Raw genomic sequence first — 18814 nt, 5'->3', positions numbered from 1 at the left:
TACGGCCCGGCGATCACCGCAGGCCGTACGGGACGGGGCGCGCTCAGGCCTCGTTGGCGCCCGCGTACATCGCGGTGACCGCGTCCGCGTAGGTCCGCTCGACCACCGGGCGCTTGATCTTCAGGCTCGGGGTGAGCTCGCCGTGCTCCACGTCGAGGTCGCGCGGCAGCAGGTGGAACTTCTTGATCGTCTGCCAGCGCTGGAGCCCTGCGTTGAGCCGCTTCACGAAGCCCTCGACCAGCTCGTGGACCGCCGGGTCGGCGACCACCTCGGTGTAGGACTTCCCGGCCAGGCCGTGCTCGGCGGCCCACGGCATGATGACCGCCTCGTCCAGGCCGATCAGCGCGGTGCAGTAGTTGCGGCCGTTGCCGATCACCAGGATGTTGCTGACGAACGGGCAGACCGCCTTGAACTTGCCCTCGACCTCGCTGGGCGCCACGTACTTGCCGCCGGAGGTCTTGAACAGGTCCTTCTTGCGGTCGGTGATCCGCAGGAAGCCGTCCGGGCCGAGCTCGCCGATGTCCTCGGTGTGGAACCAGCCGTCCGGCTCCAGCACCTCGGCGGTCTTCTCCGGCAGGTTGTGGTAGCCGCGCATGACGCCCGGGCCGCGCAGCAGGATCTCGCCGTCCTCGGCGATCCGCACCTCGGTGCCGGGCAGCGGGCGGCCCACCGTGCCGATCCGCACGTCCTCCTCCCGGTTCACGCAGGAGCCGGCACTGGTCTCGCTGAGGCCGTAGCCCTCCAGGATCGGCACGCCGGCGCCGAGGAAGAAGTAGCCGATCTCCGGGGCCAGCGCGGCGCTGCCGGACACCGCGCCGCGCAGCCGCCCGCCGAAGGCCGCCCGGATCTTCGCGTACACCAGCCGGTCGGCCAGCGCGTGCTGCGCCCGCAGGCCCAGCGGAGCGGTGCCCGTCCCGGTGGCGACCCGGCTCTCCTGGACCGCCCGGGCGTGCTCGCGGGCGACCTTGGCCGCCCACATGAAGATCTTGTACTTGGCGCCGCCCTCGGCCCGGGCCTTCCCGGCGATGCCGTTGTAGACCTTCTCGAAGATGCGCGGCGCCGAGGCCATGATGGTCGGCCGGATCACCGGCAGGTTGTGGATGATCCGGTCCACCCGGCCGTCCACGGCCATCACGTGGCCGGTGGCGATCTGCCCGGAGATCAGCGTCTTGCCGAACACGTGCGACAGGGGCAGCCACATGAACTGGACGTCGTCGGAGCGCAGCAGCCCGCTGGCCTCCTGCGCCCGGCCCTCGTACGCCCAGCAGTCGTGCACCAGGCGCACGCCCTTGGGGCGGCCGGTGGTGCCGGAGGTGTAGATCAGGGTGGCCAGCTGCTCCTTGCCGAGCCCGTCGACGGCCTTCTCCACCGCGTCGGGGTGCTGCGCCAGGTACTCGGTACCGCGCCGCTCCAGCTCGGCGAGGGTGAGCACGTCCAGGCCCGCCGTCCCCGGGGCGTCCCCGGCGGATCCCCCGGGGGCGTCCTCGGAGCCTGCCTCGGGCGCGTCGAAGAGGATCACCGTACGCAGGTCGGGCAGCTGCCCGATCTGCGCGGCGGCCTTGGCGAGCTGGGCGGCGTTCTCCGCGAACAGCGCCCGGGAGCCGGAGTCGGAGAGGATGAACGCCGTCTCGTCCGCGTTGGTGCTCGGGTAGACGGTCGTGATCGCGGCGCCCGCGCACATGGCGCCGAGGTCCGCGACGATCCACTCGATCCGGGTGGAGGAGGCCAGGGCGACCCGGTCCTCCGGCCGGATGCCGAGCGCCATCAGTCCGGCGGCCACCGCCTTGACCCGGACCGCGGTCTGCGCCCAGGTGAGCGAGCGCCACTGCTCCGCGCCGGGCGCGCCGTCCGCGGCGTGCTCGTCGACCGGGGCGGGGTGGCGGTAGGCCTCCGCATTCGGGGTCGCGGCGACCCGCTCCAGGAACAGGTGCGCGACGGAGGCGGGACGCCCGGCGACGAGGTCGGGCCTGCCGGAGTCGATCAGGGACTGCGCGGAACTCAACGAGGACCTCCGGGGGCGGGTGGCCGTCTGAGGGATTGTCTCGGCGGCCGTGGGGGCGGTCGCCGGGCCCCGGTTCACCTGAGCGGTACCCGTCAGTAACAAGGGGGCAATCAGCAGCCTAGGGGGAAACCGGTCATTCCGTAAGGGGGCGGCACCGGACGGCACACCCCCGGGGCGACCGTGCCCACGGCCGCGCCCGGCACCGGGAACGACCGGCGACCTGCCGGACCGTTCGGCAAAAGCCCGGCAAACCCTCGGTTCCCACACGCCGAATGGCCTGTACGAGGCTACAGAAGAACGAGAATCGGGATGCGAACCCGACCCGCGACGACAAGAGTGTGCTAGTGCTGATCAGACTGCTCAGGGCGTACCTGCGCCCCTACTCCCGACCGATCGCCCTGCTGGTGGCCCTCCAGCTGGTGTCCACCCTCGCGGCGCTCTACCTGCCGACGCTCAACGCCGACATCATCGACGACGGCGTGATCAAGGGCGACACCGGATACATCATGCGCGTCGGCGGCGTGATGATCGGCGTGACGCTCGCCCAGGCGCTCTGCTCGATCGGCGCCGTCTTCATCGGCGCCCGCGTCGCCATGGCCTTCGGCCGGGACGTCCGGGCCGCCGTCTTCGACCGCGTACAGACCTTCTCCAGCCGCGAGGTCGGCGAGTTCGGCGCCCCCTCCCTGATCACCCGCACGACCAACGACGTCCAGCAGGTCCAGATGCTCGCCCTGATGAGCTTCACGCTCATGGTCGCCGCACCCATCATGTGCGTCGGCGGCATCATCATGGCGCTCAACCAGGACGTCCCGCTGTCCGGCCTGCTGCTCGCCGTCATCCCCGCGCTCGCCGTCGTCGTCGTCCTGCTGGTCCGCGCGCTGCGGCCCCAGTTCCGCAGCATGCAGGAACGCATCGACACCGTGAACCGGATCCTGCGCGAACAGATCACCGGCATCCGGGTCATCCGCGCCTTCGTCAAGGACGACCAGGAGCAGGCCCGCTTCGCCACCGCCAACGAGGGCCTCACCGACGTCGCCCGCCGCGTCGGCCGGCTGATGTCCGTCATGTTCCCGGCCGTCATGCTGGTCGTGAACGTCTCCAGCGTCGCGGTGCTCTGGTTCGGCGCCCACCGCATCGACAGCCACGCCATGGAGATCGGCGCGCTCACCGCCTTCCTCTCCTACCTGATGCAGATCCTGATGAGCGTCATGATGGCCACCTTCATGTTCATGATGGTGCCCCGCGCCGAGGTCTGCGCCGAACGCGTCCAGGAAGTCCTCCGCACCGAATCCAGCGTCGTGCCGCCCGCCACCCCGATCACCGAGGCCCCCCGCGGCGGCAACCTCGAACTGCGCGCCGTCGACTTCCGCTACCCCGGCGCCGAGGCCTCCGTCCTGCGCGGCATCGACCTCACCGCCCGCCCCGGCGAGACCACCGCCATCATCGGCTCCACCGGCAGCGGCAAGTCCACCCTGCTCGGCCTCGTCCCCCGGCTCTTCGACGTCACCTCCGGCCAGGTCCTGCTGGACGGCGTGGACGTCCGCGAACTCGCCGCCACCGCGATCGCCGACAGCGTCGGCATCGTCCCCCAGAAGCCCTACCTGTTCTCCGGCACCGTCGCCGGCAACCTCCGCTACGGCCGGCCCGACGCCACCGACGAGGAGCTCTGGCACGCCCTGGAGATCGCCCAGGCCAAGGAGTTCGTCGAGAAGCTCCCCGAAGGCCTGGACGCCCCCATCGCCCAGGGCGGCAGCAACGTCTCCGGCGGCCAGCGCCAGCGCCTGGCCATCGCCCGGGCCCTGGTCCGCAAGCCCTCCGTCTACCTCTTCGACGACTCCTTCTCCGCGCTCGACTACGCCACCGACGCCCGGCTGCGCAAGGCCCTCTCCCGCGAGACCGCGAACGCCACCGTCCTGATCGTCGCCCAGCGCGTGTCCACCATCCGCGACGCCGACCGGATCATCGTCCTCGACGAGGGCGCCGTCGTCGGCAGCGGAACCCACCACGAGCTGATGGCCGACAACCCGACGTACCGGGAGATCGTGCTCTCCCAGCTCACCGAGCAGGAGGCGGCGTGACCACCCCCGGAAAGCCCACCCCGGAGCAGGACACCGGAACGGCCGACCTGGCCACGGCCGACCCCGCGCCGACCGGGCCGAACGGCACCGGCCCCGCACCGGCCGCCGCGAACGGCACCGGCCCGAACGGCGCAGGCCCGGACGGCGCAGGCCCGGACGGCGCAGGCCCCGCGAAGGCCGACCTCACCAAGGGCGACCCGCAGGCGGACGACGCCGAACTGCCCAGCGACTCCCAGGCCGCCGCCGCCCGCCGCGGCCCCGCCGGACCCGGCCGCTTCATGGGCGGCCAGGGCACCGAGAAGTCCATGGACTTCAAGGGCTCCGGCAAACGCGTCCTCGGCCTGCTGCGCCCCGAACGCAACATCCTCCTCGGCGTCCTGCTCCTCGGCGTCCTCAGCATCGGCTGCGCCGTCATCGGCCCCAAGGTGCTCGGCGACGCCACCGACCTGATCTTCGCCGGCGTCGTCGGCGCCCGCTTCGCCCCCGGCACCTCCAAGGCCCAGGTCATCGACGGGCTGCGCGCCCACGGCGAGGGCGGCGTCGCCGACCTGCTCTCCGCCGTCCACTTCACCCCCGGCCAGGGCATGGACTTCGGCGCCATCGGCACCATCCTGCTCTGGGTGCTCGGCATCTACGTCGCCTCCGCCGTCTTCGGCATCTTCCAGGGCCGCCTCGCCACCAGGGCCATCCAGCTCGCCAGCTACCGGCTGCGCCAGGACGTCGAGGCCAAGCTCTCCCGACTGCCGCTCAGCTACTTCGACAAGCAGCCGCGCGGCGAGGTCCTCAGCCGCGTCACCAACGACATCGACAACATCGGCCAGTCCATGCAGCAGACCATGGGACAGGTCATCAACTCGCTGCTCACCGTGGTCGGCGTGCTCGCGATGATGTTCTGGATCTCCCCGCTGCTCGCCGTGATCGCCCTGGTCTCGGTGCCGGTGTCGGTGGTCGTCGCCACCAAGGTCGGCAAGCGGGCGCAGCCGCAGTTCGTCCAGCAGTGGAAGTCCACCGGCCAACTCAACGCCCACGTCGAGGAGATGTACACCGGCCACACCCTGGTCAAGGTGTTCGGCCGCCAGCACGAGTCCGCCGAGACCTTCCGCGAGCACAACGAGGCCCTGTACGAGGCCAGTTACAAGGCACAGTTCATCTCCGGGATCATCCAGCCCGCGATGATGCTGATCGGCAACCTGCAGTACGTGCTGGTCGCCGTCGTCGGCGGCCTGCGGGTCGCCTCCGGCGCGCTGTCCATCGGCGACGTCCAGGCGTTCATCCAGTACTCGCGGCAGTTCAGCCAGCCGCTCACCCAGGTCGCCAGCATGGCCAACCTGGTGCAGTCCGGCGTCGCCTCCGCCGAGCGGGTCTTCGAACTGCTGGACGCCCCCGAGCAGAGCCCCGAACCCGCCATGCCCGAGAAGCCGGACACCGTCCACGGCCGGGTCGCCTTCCAGGACGTCTCCTTCCGCTACGACCCCGACAAGCCGCTCATCGAGGACCTGTCGCTCAAGGTCGAACCGGGCCACACCGTCGCCATCGTCGGCCCCACCGGCGCCGGCAAGACCACCCTCGTCAACCTGCTGATGCGGTTCTACGAGGTCCGCTCCGGACGGATCACCCTCGACGGCGTCGACATCGCCGCGATGTCCCGCGAGGACCTGCGCTCCGGCATCGGCATGGTCCTCCAGGACACCTGGCTGTTCGGCGGCACCATCGCCGACAACATCGCCTACGGCGCCCAGGGAGCCACCCGCGACCAGGTCGTCGAAGCCGCCAAGGCCGCCCACGTCGACCGCTTCGTCCGCACCCTGCCCGACGGCTACGACACCGTCATCGACGACGAGGGCACCGGCGTCAGCGCGGGCGAGAAGCAGCTGATCACCATCGCCCGGGCCTTCCTCGCCCAGCCGTCCATCCTGGTCCTGGACGAGGCCACCAGCTCCGTCGACACCCGCACCGAGGTGCTGATCCAGCGGGCCATGGCCCGGCTGCGCACCGGCCGCACCAGCTTCGTGATCGCCCACCGGCTCTCCACCATCCGGGACGCCGACGTGATCCTGGTGATGGAGAACGGCTCGATCGTCGAACAGGGCTCGCACGACGAGCTGATCGCCGCCGACGGCGCCTACGCCCGGCTCTACCAGGCGCAGTTCGCCGAGGCCGTGGCCGAGGTGGACTGACCCGGCAGCGGGTCACGGGCCGGGGCGGAACCTTCCGCCCCGGCCCCCTTGCGTCTCCGGCCCCCGCGTCCCCGGCCCCCGCGTCCGCCGGGTTCCCGCCGCTCCCGGTCTCCCGTGTCCCCCGGCCTCCCGCAGGCCCCCGGCGGGCGCTACCTTGGGCGGGTGATCGACGACCAGCTCCCGGCCGCCCCGGACGCCTTCGAGGCGAACCGCCGCTACCTGGGCTCGGTCGCCTACCGGCTGCTCGGCTCCTTCACCGACGCCGAGGACGTCCTCCAGGACGCCTGGCTGCGCTGGCAGGCCGCCGACCGCGCCACCGTCACCGACCCGCGCGCCTACCTGACCACCGTCGTCACCCGGCTCTGCTACGACCAGCTGGGCTCCGCCCGGGCCCGCCGGGAGGCCTACTACGGCGAATGGCTGCCCGAACCGGCCGTCTCCTACACCGACGCCCCGCACTCCCCCGCCGACCTGGCCGAACTCGGCGAGTCCGTCTCCCTCGCCCTGCTCGCCGTACTGGAACAGCTCACCCCCGCCGAACGGGCCGCCTTCGTACTGCACGACGTCTTCGCGGTCGGCTTCGAGGAGATCGGCAGCTCGCTGCACCGCTCCCCCGACGCCGCCCGCCAGCTCGCCTCCCGGGCCCGCCGCCGGGTCAGGGACGGCGGGCGGCGCACCGGCGGCACCGACCCCGCCGAGCACCGCCAGGCGGTCGAGGCCTTCGCCGCCGCCAGCACCCGCGGCGACATCCTCGCCCTGATGGAGATCCTCGACCCGGACGTGGTCTGGCACTCCGACGGCGGCGGCATCGTCCGCGCCGGGGTCCGCCCCATCCACGGCGCCGACCGGGTGGCCCGCATGGTGGCCGGACTGGTCGCCAAGTGGTTCACCCCCGACACGGCCACCCGCCCCGCCACCGTCAACGGCGAACCGGGACTGCTCTGGTACGACCTGGCCACCGGCACCGTCGGCGGCGTCCTCGCGTTCACCGTGGCCGACGGCCGGATCACCGAGGCGTACATCGTGGTCAACCCCGAGAAGCTCGGCCGCGTCAGCCCGGTCACCACCCCCTGACGGCGCCCTGACCGTCCCCGACACCCCCGGCCGATGTGTGACACGGGTCACCGTCACACCCCGGCCGGCCGCGTCGTCCCCCTCCCGAACAGCGCTCCACCGGAGCGCACCGGCGCTCCCCGGGAGCGCCCTCGTGAGGAGGCGGACGAGATGAGCAGCACCACCAGCACCGGCCGGCGGATCGTCGTACTGGGCGCCGGGTACGCCGGACTCAGCGCGGCCAAGGGCGCCGGCCGCCACCACAGCGTCACCCTGGTCGCCCCCGAGGAGCGGCTCCTGCACCGCGTCCGCCAGCACGAGGCGGCGGCCGGCCGCGGCCGCGACTGGCCCGCCATCGGCGACCTGGCCCGCGGCCGCGACATCCGGCACCACCGGGCCCGCGCCGTCGAGATCGACCTCACCGGCCGCAAGGTCCTGCTCGACGACGGCACCACCCTCGCCTACGACACCCTGGTCCACGCCCTCGGCAGCCGCACCGCCTGGCACGGCGTCCCCGGCGCCGCCGAACACGCCCACTCCGCCGAACGCGCCGCCGAGGTCCGGCACCGGATCGGCGAAGCCGGCCGGCCCGGCACCCTGGCCGTGGTCGGCGGCGGCGCCACCGGCATCGAACTGGCCACCGAACTCGCCGAAGCCCACCCCGACTGGCGGGTGCGGATCGTCTCGGCCGGCCTCGTCGGCGGCATCTACTCGCCCAAGGGCCGCGCCCACGTCCGCCGCGTCCTCGACCGGCTCGGCGTCGCCGTCCACGAGAACGCCACCGTCACCGAGGTCACCCCGGACGGACTGCGCACCACCGTCGGCCCGATCGACGCCGACCTCACCGTCTGGGCCGCCTCACTGGAGCCGCACCCGCTGGCCGCCGAGGCCGGACTGGCCGTCGACGACCGCGGCCGGGCCCTGGTGGACGACCACCTGCGGTCGGTCTCGCACCCGGACGTCCACGTGGTCGGCGACGCCGCCGCCGTCACCGTCCCCGGCATCGGCACCCTGCGGATGGGCTGCGCCACCGCCCTGCCGCAGGGCCAGTACGTCGGCAGGCTGCTCGACGGGCGCACCGAGAAGCCGTTCTCGTACCGGTACGTCGTGCAGTGCGTGAGCCTCGGGCGGCGGGACGGGCTGCTCCAACTGGTCCACCCGGACGACTCGATGAGGACCACGGTGTTCACCGGCGCCGCGGGCCGGCTGGCCAAGGCCGGGATCGTCGCCGCCGTCCTCGGCGCGCTGAAGTAGCGCCGGGCAGGCGCTGCCGGAAGCGCTGCCGGAAGCGCTGCCGGAAGCGCTGCCGGAGGGCGGAACGCGGAAGGGCCCGGGCTGGTGCCCGGGCCCTTCACCGCGTACCGCTGCCGCCTACTTCTTTTCCTTCGGCGCCTCGGCGTCGGTGGACAGCGCGGCGATGAAGGCCTCCTGCGGGACCTCCACGCGGCCGACCATCTTCATCCGCTTCTTGCCTTCCTTCTGCTTCTCCAGCAGCTTCCGCTTACGGGAGATGTCACCGCCGTAGCACTTGGCGAGGACGTCCTTGCGGATCGCGCGGACCGTCTCGCGGGCGATCACCCGGGAGCCGATCGCCGCCTGGATCGGCACCTCGAACTGCTGGCGGGGGATCAGCTTCTGGAGCTTGCCCGCCATCATCACGCCGTAGCCGTAGGCCTTGTCCTTGTGCACGATCGCAGAGAAGGCGTCCACCGCGTCGCCGTGCAGCAGGATGTCGACCTTCACCAGCTGGGCGGTCTGCTCGCCGATGGGCTCGTAGTCGAGCGAGGCGTAGCCGCGGGTCTTGGACTTCAGCTGGTCGAAGAAGTCGAAGACGATCTCCGCGAGGGGGAGGGTGTAGCGCAGCTCGACCCGGTCCTCGGAGAGGTAGTCCATGCCCTGGAGGTTGCCCCGGCGGGACTGGCACAGCTCCATGATCGCGCCGACGAACTCGTTCGGCGCCAGGATGGTGCCGCGCACGACCGGCTCGTACACCTCGGCAAGCTTGCCGGTGGGGAACTCGCTCGGGTTGGTGACGGTGTGCTCGGTGCCGTCCTCCATGATCACCCGGTAGACCACGTTCGGGGCGGTGGAGATCAGGTCGAGGTTGAACTCGCGCTCCAGGCGCTCCCGGATGATCTCCAGGTGCAGCAGGCCGAGGAAGCCACAGCGGTAGCCGAAACCGAGCGCGACCGAGGTCTCCGGCTCGTACACCAGCGCGGCGTCGTTGAGGCGCAGCTTGTCCAGGGCGTCGCGCAGCAGCGGGTAGTCCGAGCCGTCCAGCGGGTACAGGCCGGAGAACACCATCGGGCGCGGCTCCTTGTAGCCGCCCAGCGCCTCGGTCGCCCCCTTGTGCATCGAGGTGATCGTGTCACCGACCTTGGACTGCCGGACGTCCTTCACACCGGTGATGATGTAGCCGACCTCGCCGACGCCGAGGCCGTCGGCGACCTTCGGCTCGGGCGAGATGACGCCGATCTCCAGCAGCTCGTGGGTCGCGCCGGTGGACATCATCGCGATCCGCTCGCGCTTGGTGAGCTGGCCGTCCACGACACGGACGTAGGTGACCACGCCGCGGTAGGAGTCGTACACCGAGTCGAAGATCATCGCGCGGGCCGGGGCGTCCTTGACGCCGACCGGGGCCGGGATGGTGTTGACGATGTGGTCGAGCAGGTCCTCGACGCCGAGACCGGTCTTGGCGCTGACCTGCAGCACGTCCGAGGGGTCGCAGCCGATGATGTGGGCGATCTCCGCGGCGTACTTCTCCGGCTGGGCGGCCGGCAGGTCGATCTTGTTGAGCACCGGGACGATCGTGAGGTCGTTCTCCAGCGCCAGGTACAGGTTGGCGAGGGTCTGCGCCTCGATGCCCTGGGCCGCGTCGACCACCAGGATGGTGCCCTCGCACGCGGCGAGGGAGCGGGACACCTCGTACGTGAAGTCCACGTGGCCCGGGGTGTCGATCATGTTGAGGATGTGCGTCGTCCCGGCGCTCGGGCCGGTCTTCGGCGCCCACGGGAGGCGGACCGCCTGCGACTTGATGGTGATGCCGCGCTCACGCTCGATGTCCATGCGGTCGAGGTACTGGGCACGCATCTGCCGGGGGTCGACGACGCCGGTGATCTGCAGCATCCGGTCTGCGAGCGTCGACTTGCCGTGGTCGATGTGGGCGATGATGCAGAAGTTGCGGATCAGCGCCGGGTCGGTACGGCTGGGCTCTGGCACATTGCTGGGGGTCGCGGGCACCTTGGTCCGATTCTCCGTTGGTCCGGGGCCGGGGGTGTCCGGGTCATCGCTGACCGGTTTCCCGGGGACCGGACAGTCTCGTCCGATCGAAATAGTTCCTCCCATCTTCCCACGAGCGCGGGCCGGAGTGCCGTTCGGGCACCGTCCGATCCTTCCCCCGCTCCTTTCCGCGGTCGTTTCCCGGCTCCTTTCCGGGCTCCTCCCCCGGCTTCTTCCCCGGCTTCCCCCTGCTTCCTCCCCTGCTCCCGCAGCCGGCTCCCTCCCTCCTCCTGCCTCCGGGCCCTCCCCCGTGTCCGTGCGCGGACGGCAGGATGGCCACCGTGATCCTCGAAAGCGCCCTGCTCGACGTCCTGCCCGGCCAGGAGGACGAGTTCCTCGCCTCCTTCGCCGAGGCCCGCCCGCTGATCGCCGGCCGGCCCGGCTTCCGCTCCCTGCGGCTGCGGCGCTGCCTCGACGAGGGCCGCGAGTCCCGCTTCCTGCTCCAGGTGGAATGGGACACCCTCGCCGACCACACCGAGGGGTTCCGCCGCTCCCCCGAGTACCAGCGCTGGCGCGCCCTGCTGCACCACTACTACCGCCCGTTCCCGGAGGTCGAGCACTACGGCGAGCCGCTGATCACCGCATAGCGGCCGGCAGCCCGTGCCCGGGCCGGTCCGGGACCGCGGCCGGTTTGGGGCGGGTGGCAGGCCCCTGGTAGCGTGGGCTGCTGCACCTGGCCTCGGCATGCCCTCTCAGCTTGAACGAAGGCCGCCGGTGCGATCCCGTTCAGAATCTTTAGACAGACTGAGGCTCTTTCGTGGCGAACATCAAGTCCCAGATCAAGCGCAACAAGACCAACGAGAAGGCGCGCCTGCGCAACAAGGCCGTCAAGTCCTCGCTGAAGACCGCTCTGCGCAAGGCCCGTGAGGCCGCTGCCGCCGGCGAGACCGAGAAGGCCGTCGTGCTGGCCCGCGCCGCCTCCAAGGCGCTCGACAAGGCCGTGAGCAAGGGCGTCATCCACGCCAACCAGGCCGCCAACAAGAAGTCGGCCATCACCAAGCGCGTCAACACGGCCGTCCAGGCCTGACGCCCCCGGGGGCCACTGGCCCCCGTCGCCCCAGGACGATCCGGCCCTCTACCCGGACCCTGAGGCGCGAGACTCGCACCGCACGCGGCCTGCGTTCGCCACGCGGGTGCGGTGCACAGAACAGTGCGGCAGGCGCCGCAGTCGGCCTCCTTCCCGGAGGCCACTGCGGCGCCTGTCGCGTTCCACCGTCCGGCCGCTATGGTCGGTCAGGTGCGATCGAGGTGCGGGGGAGCACCCCGACGCCGGGCCCAGGGGGGAACTTCATGACGACGCCGCCACCGCCACCGCCTCCGTCGGCACCGAACGGGCCGGGGTACGGATTCCCGCAGCAGCCGACGGGACCGGGAGGCTTCGGACCACCGCCCGGGCTGCCCTCGTCGCCCGGACTGCCCTCGTCGCCGGGGATGCCGTCGCCGGGGATGCCCGGGGCACCGGGGATGCCGACCGCTCCCGGGACACCGGTGGTACCGGGTGGCGGCGCGCCGCGTTCCGGCGGGAACCTGCGGCGCAACGCCGTCTGGGCCTTCGTCGGCGCCGTGCTGGCCTCGGCCGGCTGGACCACCGCCGTGATGGTCGTCCCCGGCATGGTCAGCAGCGACTCCGCGCCGCGCAGCCTCGGCAGCTACCACCTGTCGGACGACTTCTGCGCCACCGCGAAGCCCACCAAGCTGCTCCAGACGTACTCCGTCTCGGACACCTCCGCGCCGACCCACCACAGCGACCGGAACCCGGCCCTGGACAGCATGAACTGCTCGATGAGCCTCAAGCGGACCGGCGGCACCAGCGACAGCGAGTTCGCCTCGGTCTACCTGCGCGCCGACCTGCACAAGGCCGTCAACCCGGCGCCCGAACTGGACGCCAACAAGGAGCTCTACCGGGCCCGCGGCTACCAGGTCACCGACATCCCCGGGATCGGCGAGGAGGCGTACTTCCTCTACAAGGACGACGGCTCGGACAAGTACCACAGCGTCTACGCCGAGCTGGACATCCGCGACGGCGGGATGACCTACTACATCAACTACTCGGCCAGCTACACGGAGGGCAAGGGCAAGCCGCCGTCCAAGGACGAGCTGCGCAGCACCCTGCAGTCGGACGGCCAGGACGCCGTCCGGGCCATGCAGAAGTAGTCCGCCCCCGGCCCGGGCCGGGCCGCCGCCCTCGGCACCCCGGCCGACCTGGCCGCACCCCGCGCCCGCGCCGCCCCTTGCCGCGCCCCGCCGTCAGTAGGCGGGGCGGGAGCCGGCCCGGGAGGCCCGGGCGACGGCGACCACCGCGCGTTCCAGGGCGAAGGCCGGATCGTCCGAGCCGCCCTTGACGGCGGCGTCGGCCTGGGCGATCGCGGTCAGCGCGACGGCCACCCCGTCGCCGGTCCAGCCGCGCATCTGCTGGCGGACCCGGTCCACCTTCCACGGCGGCATGCCCAGCTCGCGGGCCAGGTCACCCGGGCGCATGTTCCGCCCGGCGGACGCCAGCCGGCCGATGCTGCGCACGCCGGAGGCCAGTGCGTAGGTGATGCCGGTCGGCGGCTGTCCGACCGCCAGTGCCCAGCGCAGCCGCTCCAGCGCCTCCGCCGCCCGGCCGGTGACGGCCAGGTCGGCCACCTCGAAGCCGGTCGCCTCGGCCCGGCCGCTGTAGTAGCGGGCCACCACCGTGTCGTCGATCGTGCCCTCGACGTCCGAGGTCAGCTGGTTGCACGCGGCCGCCAGCTCGCGCAGGTCACTGCCGAGCGCGTCCAGCAGGGCCTGACAGGCCTCCGGGGTCGCCGAGCGGCCCAGCGTGCGGAACTCGCCCTTGACGAAGGCCAGCCGCTCGTTCGCCTTGGCCAGCTTCGCGCAGGCCACCTCGCGGGCGCCGGCCTTGCGCGCGGCGTCCATCAGTCCCTTGCCCTTGGCACCGCCGGCGTGCACCAGAACGATGATCACTTCTTCGGCCGGCGCCTCGATGTACGCCTTGAGCTCCTTCACCGAGTCGGCGGAGAGGTCCTGGGCGGCCCGGACGACGATGACCTTGCGCTCGGAGAACAGCGACGGCGTGGTCAGCTCGGCCAGGCTGCCGGGCTGCAGCCCACCGGGCGGCAGGTCCCGTACGTCGGTGTCCGGGTCCGCCGCCCTCGCCGCGGCCACCACCTGGGCGACCGCGCGGTCCAGCAGCAGCTCCTCCTGGCCGACCGCGAGGGTCAGCGGGGCGAGCAGGTCGTCGGGTGCACTCTTCCTGGCCATCGCCTACCAGCATCCCACGGGCCGCGGACACTCCCGCCCGCCCGACCGGCCGACCCGGGCGGCCTGGACAATGGCCTGGTGACCGAGAACCACACCATCGACCTCCCGGGCGTCGGCGACCCGCACGCCAGGCAACTCCTCGTGTTGTCCGACCGCGACACCGCCGAAGAAGCCGCCGAGGAACTGGCCGCCACCCAACCCGACCTCGGCGAGCTGGAGATCGTCCGCGACGCCCTCGCCGGCGAGGACGACGCCGAGGACGCCCAATGGCTCGTCGTGGTCGAGGCCCCGGACACCGGCTGGACCCCGGCCCTCCTGCACGTGCTCGACGCCCTCGCCGTCGAGCACGAAGGCTGGCGCGAGGAGGCCTGACGGCCTCCCCTGCCGGGCGGCCTCTGCGGCGGCCCCGGATCCACCCCGCACGGAGCAACGGTTCTGCCGCGCTCCGACGCCACCCAACCGCAAGGGAGCAAGTTTGCTCCCGAATCTCTCGGTGCGCTCCGGGCCCCTCGCCCGGAGCGCACCGAAACGTTTCTGCCATGGAGTCGAGGCGGTCATCACCGATCTGGGTGAACCCCGGCGGCCCATCTGGAGCCGGCGTCGGGACCAGGTCATGAGCATCCTCAAGTCCAGACGGCCAGACCAAAGCCGTCCGGAACCCGGTGATACTGCCGAAATTTCACTGGCTGCCTGAGACACAGCAACGATGACCGGCCGGCCTCACCTGACCGGCCGTCGCCGCCTGTCCGTTCCGGCCCTCAGAGGCGGCCGAGGGCTCGGTAGGTCCATCCGGCGGCCCGCCAGCGAACGGGGTCGAGGGTGCCGCGGCCGTCGATGACCCTGGGAACGGCGACGCGGGCGGCGACGGCCTTGGGGTCAAGGTGGCTGAACTCGGGCCACTCGGTCAGGTGAAGCAGCAGGTCGGCATCGTAGGCAGCGCCGAGCGGGTGATCTGCGTATTCGAGCTGGGGGTGGGCCTTGCGGGCATTGTCGAGGGCCTTGGGATCGAAGACGGTGACGGCGGCGCCGAGTTGGTGGAGGGCCTGGGCAACCGCGAGGGCCGGGGAGTCGCGGATGTCGTCGGTGTCGGGCTTGAAGGCGGCGCCCCAGACAGTGATGTTCTTACCGCTGATGACACCGTCGCACTGCTCGCGGGCGAGGTCGACCATGCGCTCGCGGCGGCGATTGTTGATCGCGTCGACCTCGCGGAGGAAGGTCAGAGCCTGGTCGGCGCCGAGCTCACCGGCGCGGGCCATGAAGCCGCGGATGTCCTTGGGCAGGCAGCCGCCGCCGAACCCGAGCCCGGGCCGCATGCCGCGCCGACCGATCCGGGCGTCATGGCCGAGGGCTTCGGCCAGCACTTGGACGTCGGCGCCTGAGGTCTCGCAGACCTCGGCCATGGCGTTGATGAAGGAGATCTTGGTCGCGAGGAAGGCGTTCGCTGCGGACTTCACCAGCTCCGAGGTGGCCAGGTCGGTGACAATGACCGGGGTGCCGGACTCGATGATCCTGCCGTAGACCTGGCGGACCACGGCCTCGGCCCGGGTGTCCGGTCCGGTGAAGCCGAGGACGATCCGGTCGGGATGGAGGGTGTCCTCGACCGCGTAGGACTCGCGCAGGAACTCGGGGTTCCAGCAGACCTCGACCTGGTCGCCGGCCGGGGCGAACTCGCGCAGGATGTCGATCACCTGCGGGGCGGTGCCGACCGGGACGGTGGACTTGCCGACGATCACGGCCGGGCCGGTCAGGCACGGGGCGAGCTGGCGGACGGCAGTGAAAAGGTGAGTGAGGTCGTAGGCCATCTCACCGGGCTTCTGTGGGGTGCCGACGCCGATGAAGTGGAGGTCGGCGAAGGCTACGGCCTCTGCGTAGGAAGTGGTGAACCGCAGCTGCCCGGTGGCGGTGTACTTGGCGAGCAGGCCGTCCAGGTCGCGCTCGAAGAACGGGGCCCGGCCGGCGTTGAGGGAGGCGACCTTGTCGGGGTCGATGTCCATGCCGAGGACCTGGTGGCCGAGTTCGGCCATCGCGGCGGCGTGAGTCGCGCCGAGGTAGCCGCAGCCGATGACGGTGAGCTTCACGAACATGTCCTTCCGAGAGGGGTGGGGCCGCCCGACCGGCGCCACGCCCCCTTGGAGGACGGGAGGTCAGGCGGGCCGGGCGGCGAGGTAGCGGTGGATGCCGTGGCGGATGAACGGCGGGATGGTCAGGACGGGCAGGTGCTCGGGGGCGAAGAACTGGAGCTTGACGCCCTCAGCGAGCGGCAGAGTCCGCTCGTCGCCGTCCCAGTCGGCGGCGAAGAAGGTGATGATCTGGCCCGAGCCGGCGGTGTCGTTGGTCTCGAAGAGCCCGGCCAAGCCGTCGACGGCCAAGCCCGCCTCTTCGAACCGGTGGCGACGTCGAAGGCCAACAGACCGGCGGGCGGGAGGAGCTGGATGCCCTGGAACGGGGTGTCGGCGCCGGTGGGCGTCTCGATGGACAGCATCTCGGGGCGGACGACCAGCGGGGCGGTGCCGTAGCCGGTCAGGGTGGTGACCTCGGATGCGAACGCGAGGCGGCCGTCGTCCAGGCGCCAGTAGAGGGGCTTCTCGCCGAGCCGGTCCCGGGCCAGGAACAGTCGGCCCTCGCGCGGGTCGTAGGCGGCGAGCGCGAACATGCCGTCCAGGCTGGCGAGGCAGCCGGGGCCGAGCTTGGCCCAGGCCCGCAGGACCAGGTGGGCGTCGGTCTCGCCGGGCTCCAGGACGATGCCCCAGGCCGCGGCGACCTGCCGGTAGTTGTAGATCTCGCCGTTGAAGGTGAGGACGATGCCGCCGGCCGGGTCCAGGTAGGGACCGGGGTCGGCGGCGGTGTCGACGATCAGCAGGGTGTTCATGGACAGCACCGCCCGGCCGTCGGCCGAGGTCAGGTGCCGGGTGCCGTCCGGGCCGCGGTGGTGCTGCGCGAGCCCCATCGCGGCGACGGTCAGCTGATGGCGGACGGCGTCGGCGCCGGCCAGTCCTGCGATTCCGCACATCTGGTTGTCACCCCCGAGCGTGAAATCGGTGGTGGCCTCCGCCGGGAGGTGACTCCCCAGGTCCCGGCGGAGGCCCGGAACACCAGGCAACCGTCCGGCAGCCGGTGAGGGCAGGGCTCGCAAGGGGGCTCACAGCTCGCGAAGCGGTTCACTGCGAGCGGCGGAGGTAATACCCTCGGTGATCCGGCATCAGGTGCCGGACCTACGAATTCTCCTGCAGCAGTCGCGTACGACTCCCCGTGCCCAACCGGGGAACGGATCGAGGGGGACGCTGTGGCGTCGACCACCCGCCGGGCCAAACCGCCGAACGACGCGCTGGCCCGGATGATCGAGAAGTGCGAGGGCGCCAGCCACAAATCGCTGGCCCACCGCGTGAACCAGCTGGCCCACGAAGCCGGGCTGACCACGACGTATACGCATACCTCGGTCGCGAACTGGTGCCGCAGGGGCATGGTCCCCGAGTGGCCGGTGCCCAAGCTCCTGGCCCGGGCGATCGGCGAACGCCTCGGCAGGCCCGTGCAGTTGGCGGAGATCGGTATGGCGGACACCGAGACACCGGACGTCGGGGTGGGGTTGGATTTCCCGCGAGACCCCGCCGACGCCGTGCGCGCCGCCACTTCGTTCTGGAGTTCCGTGAACCGCCGCGACTTCCTCACCGGATCCGGTTTCGCCGTTGCCTCGTTCACGACCCCGGTCACCCGGTGGCTGGTGAGCCCGGCCGATGACACCTCCGCCCATCACGGAACCGGCCGGGTCGGCACCGCCGACCTCGACGAACTGCGGGACGCCGCAGACGACGCCCGGCACTGGGACTCGAAGTACGGCGGCGGGAACTGGAAGGCCAACTCCGTGACGGCCTGCCTGCAAGAACGCGCCGTGCCACTGCTGACCGGCTCGTTCAGCGACAAGGTGGGCCGCGAGCTGTTCTCGGTGACCGCCGAACTGTCCCGCCTGGCCGGCTGGACCGCCTTCGACATCGGTCAGCACGACGTCGCCCAGCGGCACTTCATCCAGGCCCTCCGCCTCGCCCGGGCCGGTGGCGACGTCCAACTCGGGTGCTACGTGCTCACCACCATGGCGATGCAGACCCTGCTGCGGGGCTTTCCCAGTGAGGCCGTCGACATGGCCCAGGGCGCCTTCGCCCGGGCGAAGGACCAGGCCGCCCCCCGGGTGCTGGCCTTCACCAAGCTCATCGAGGCCCGCGCCCATGCCCGCGACGACAACGCGAAGGCGGCAGCCGCCGCACTGGCCTCCTCCGAGACGCTGCTCGACCGGGCCCGCGACCGCGCCGACGAGCCGGCGTGGATCGACTTCTACCATCACGCCCGGCTCTCGGCCGACGCCGCCGAGGTCTTCCGTGACCTGAAGAAACCGAAGGAGGCGCTGGCCTGGAACACCCAGGCCACCGCCATGCGGCCCGGGGCGTTCACCCGCTCGGTCGGGATGCGCCTGGCGATCGTCGGAACCGCCCACCTCCAGGCCGACGACCTCGACCAGGGCCTCGCGCTCGGCAACCAGGCCGTCGACATCCTCGCCCGCGTCCGGTCCAGCCGGGCCAAGGACTACGTCCGCGAGTTCAACACCGCCCTCATCCCCTGGCGCCGTGAGACCACCGTCCGCGACTTCCTCCACCGCGCCCGAACGGAGCTGGGGATCGCCGCCTGACCGCAGCCGCCGACCATCGGCTCCCTCAAAGAACGGCATCAGCCACGGGGAAAATAGCCCGACATCGAACGATTACCTCATCATCTGAGGTCCGGTGAGCTCTTGCGCCACGACAACGAGGAGCACGGCGATAGCAGTTGAACGAACCTGCCCAGCGCGGGCTCTACCAACTGGCCAAGGGCGCAAGCCCTGGTACGACCTCCTGTGCGGCCCCAGGCCTCTTCCCTGCCCCTCGCTTCTCTCGGCGCGGGCCCCGCCCCCCCCCCCGCGCCCCCCACCCAGAAAAACGCGGGGGGGGCCCCCC

The 18814-nt window shown here is 71.7% G+C and carries 14 protein-coding genes; 9 read left to right on the top strand and 5 right to left on the bottom strand.

The annotated features are described in order from the left end of the window. Positions 1 to 43: 43 nt before the first annotated feature. Complete coding sequence (locus tag ACFQ6N_RS33895; RefSeq protein ID WP_380657522.1) at positions 44 to 2002, bottom strand: AMP-dependent synthetase/ligase; 1959 nt, start codon at positions 2000 to 2002, stop codon at positions 44 to 46. Between the two features lie 344 nt (positions 2003 to 2346). Here ACFQ6N_RS33895 and ACFQ6N_RS33890 point away from each other — a divergent pair, with 344 nt between their 5' ends. From ACFQ6N_RS33890 to ACFQ6N_RS33875, 4 genes are all read left to right on the top strand, one after another. After that, a complete protein-coding gene (locus tag ACFQ6N_RS33890) occupies positions 2347 to 4080 on the top strand; it encodes an ABC transporter ATP-binding protein (protein ID WP_380657521.1) in 1734 nt (577 codons plus the stop codon). A 278-nt stretch (positions 4081 to 4358) separates the two neighbouring features. Beyond that, positions 4359 to 6257: an ABC transporter ATP-binding protein gene (locus tag ACFQ6N_RS33885; RefSeq protein WP_380657558.1), complete on the top strand. Its 1899-nt coding sequence runs from the start codon at positions 4359 to 4361 to the stop codon at positions 6255 to 6257. A 162-nt stretch (positions 6258 to 6419) separates the two neighbouring features. After that, positions 6420 to 7331, top strand: coding sequence for an RNA polymerase sigma factor SigJ (gene sigJ / locus ACFQ6N_RS33880; protein WP_380657518.1), 912 nt, complete (start codon positions 6420 to 6422; stop codon positions 7329 to 7331). Between the two features lie 150 nt (positions 7332 to 7481). Next, on the top strand, positions 7482 to 8564 hold the full coding sequence (locus ACFQ6N_RS33875; RefSeq protein WP_380657517.1) for an NAD(P)/FAD-dependent oxidoreductase: 1083 nt from the start codon (positions 7482 to 7484) through the stop codon (positions 8562 to 8564). 117 nt (positions 8565 to 8681) lie between these two features. Here the strand turns inward: ACFQ6N_RS33875 and lepA are convergent, their stop codons facing one another. Then, complete coding sequence (gene lepA / locus ACFQ6N_RS33870; protein WP_380657515.1) at positions 8682 to 10550, bottom strand: translation elongation factor 4; 1869 nt, start codon at positions 10548 to 10550, stop codon at positions 8682 to 8684. Between the two features lie 320 nt (positions 10551 to 10870). Here lepA and ACFQ6N_RS33865 point away from each other — a divergent pair, with 320 nt between their 5' ends. The 3 genes from ACFQ6N_RS33865 to ACFQ6N_RS33855 all read left to right on the top strand — a co-directional run bounded on the left by ACFQ6N_RS33865 (position 10871) and on the right by ACFQ6N_RS33855 (position 12743). Continuing rightward, positions 10871 to 11176: an antibiotic biosynthesis monooxygenase family protein gene (locus ACFQ6N_RS33865; protein ID WP_380657514.1), complete on the top strand. Its 306-nt coding sequence runs from the start codon at positions 10871 to 10873 to the stop codon at positions 11174 to 11176. Between the two features lie 170 nt (positions 11177 to 11346). Further along, the gene (gene rpsT / locus ACFQ6N_RS33860; RefSeq protein WP_218205877.1) at positions 11347 to 11616 is read left to right on the top strand and encodes a 30S ribosomal protein S20; all 270 of its coding nucleotides are present in this window, start codon (positions 11347 to 11349) and stop codon (positions 11614 to 11616) included. A 437-nt stretch (positions 11617 to 12053) separates the two neighbouring features. Then, entirely contained in the window at positions 12054 to 12743 is a 690-nt protein-coding gene (locus tag ACFQ6N_RS33855) for a hypothetical protein (RefSeq protein ID WP_380657513.1), read from the top strand. A 93-nt stretch (positions 12744 to 12836) separates the two neighbouring features. On the opposite strand, the gene holA is transcribed toward ACFQ6N_RS33855, so the two are convergent. Then, the gene (holA, locus tag ACFQ6N_RS33850; RefSeq protein WP_380657511.1) at positions 12837 to 13835 is read right to left on the bottom strand and encodes a DNA polymerase III subunit delta; all 999 of its coding nucleotides are present in this window, start codon (positions 13833 to 13835) and stop codon (positions 12837 to 12839) included. Between the two features lie 78 nt (positions 13836 to 13913). Here holA and ACFQ6N_RS33845 point away from each other — a divergent pair, with 78 nt between their 5' ends. Beyond that, a complete protein-coding gene (locus tag ACFQ6N_RS33845; protein WP_380657509.1) occupies positions 13914 to 14207 on the top strand; it encodes a hypothetical protein in 294 nt (97 codons plus the stop codon). Positions 14208 to 14593: 386 nt separating this feature from the next. Here ACFQ6N_RS33845 and ACFQ6N_RS33840 read toward each other — a convergent pair whose 3' ends face one another. After that, the gene (locus tag ACFQ6N_RS33840) at positions 14594 to 15919 is read right to left on the bottom strand and encodes a UDP-glucose dehydrogenase family protein (RefSeq protein ID WP_380657507.1); all 1326 of its coding nucleotides are present in this window, start codon (positions 15917 to 15919) and stop codon (positions 14594 to 14596) included. Between the two features lie 119 nt (positions 15920 to 16038). Continuing rightward, a complete protein-coding gene (locus tag ACFQ6N_RS33835) occupies positions 16039 to 16845 on the bottom strand; it encodes a hypothetical protein (protein ID WP_380657506.1) in 807 nt (268 codons plus the stop codon). A gap of 273 nt (positions 16846 to 17118) precedes the next feature. Here ACFQ6N_RS33835 and ACFQ6N_RS33830 point away from each other — a divergent pair, with 273 nt between their 5' ends. Continuing rightward, positions 17119 to 18510: a sporulation protein gene (locus ACFQ6N_RS33830; RefSeq protein ID WP_380657504.1), complete on the top strand. Its 1392-nt coding sequence runs from the start codon at positions 17119 to 17121 to the stop codon at positions 18508 to 18510. The last annotated feature ends 304 nt before the right edge of the window (positions 18511 to 18814 follow it).

The organism is Kitasatospora sp. NPDC056446, assembly GCF_042796115.1.
In the GTDB taxonomy this organism is placed as follows: domain Bacteria; phylum Actinomycetota; class Actinomycetes; order Streptomycetales; family Streptomycetaceae; genus Kitasatospora.
Note: the sequence above shows the minus strand (reverse complement) of the source record. Positions and strands in the feature narration are given on the sequence as shown.

What these genes read in the sequence shown, in the direction of transcription:
- ACFQ6N_RS33885 (WP_380657558.1), top strand. Translation starts at nt 4,359, where the DNA reads ATGGGCGGCCAGGGCACCGAGAAGTCCATGGACTTCAAGGGCTCCGGC.
- ACFQ6N_RS33875 (WP_380657517.1), top strand. Translation starts at nt 7,482, where the DNA reads ATGAGCAGCACCACCAGCACCGGCCGGCGGATCGTCGTACTGGGCGCC.
- ACFQ6N_RS33855 (WP_380657513.1), top strand. Translation starts at nt 12,054, where the DNA reads ATGCCGACCGCTCCCGGGACACCGGTGGTACCGGGTGGCGGCGCGCCG.
- holA (WP_380657511.1), bottom strand. Translation starts at nt 13,835, where the DNA reads ATGGCCAGGAAGAGTGCACCCGACGACCTGCTCGCCCCGCTGACCCTC.
- ACFQ6N_RS33840 (WP_380657507.1), bottom strand. Translation starts at nt 15,919, where the DNA reads ATGTTCGTGAAGCTCACCGTCATCGGCTGCGGCTACCTCGGCGCGACT.
- ACFQ6N_RS33835 (WP_380657506.1), bottom strand. Translation starts at nt 16,845, where the DNA reads ATGTGCGGAATCGCAGGACTGGCCGGCGCCGACGCCGTCCGCCATCAG.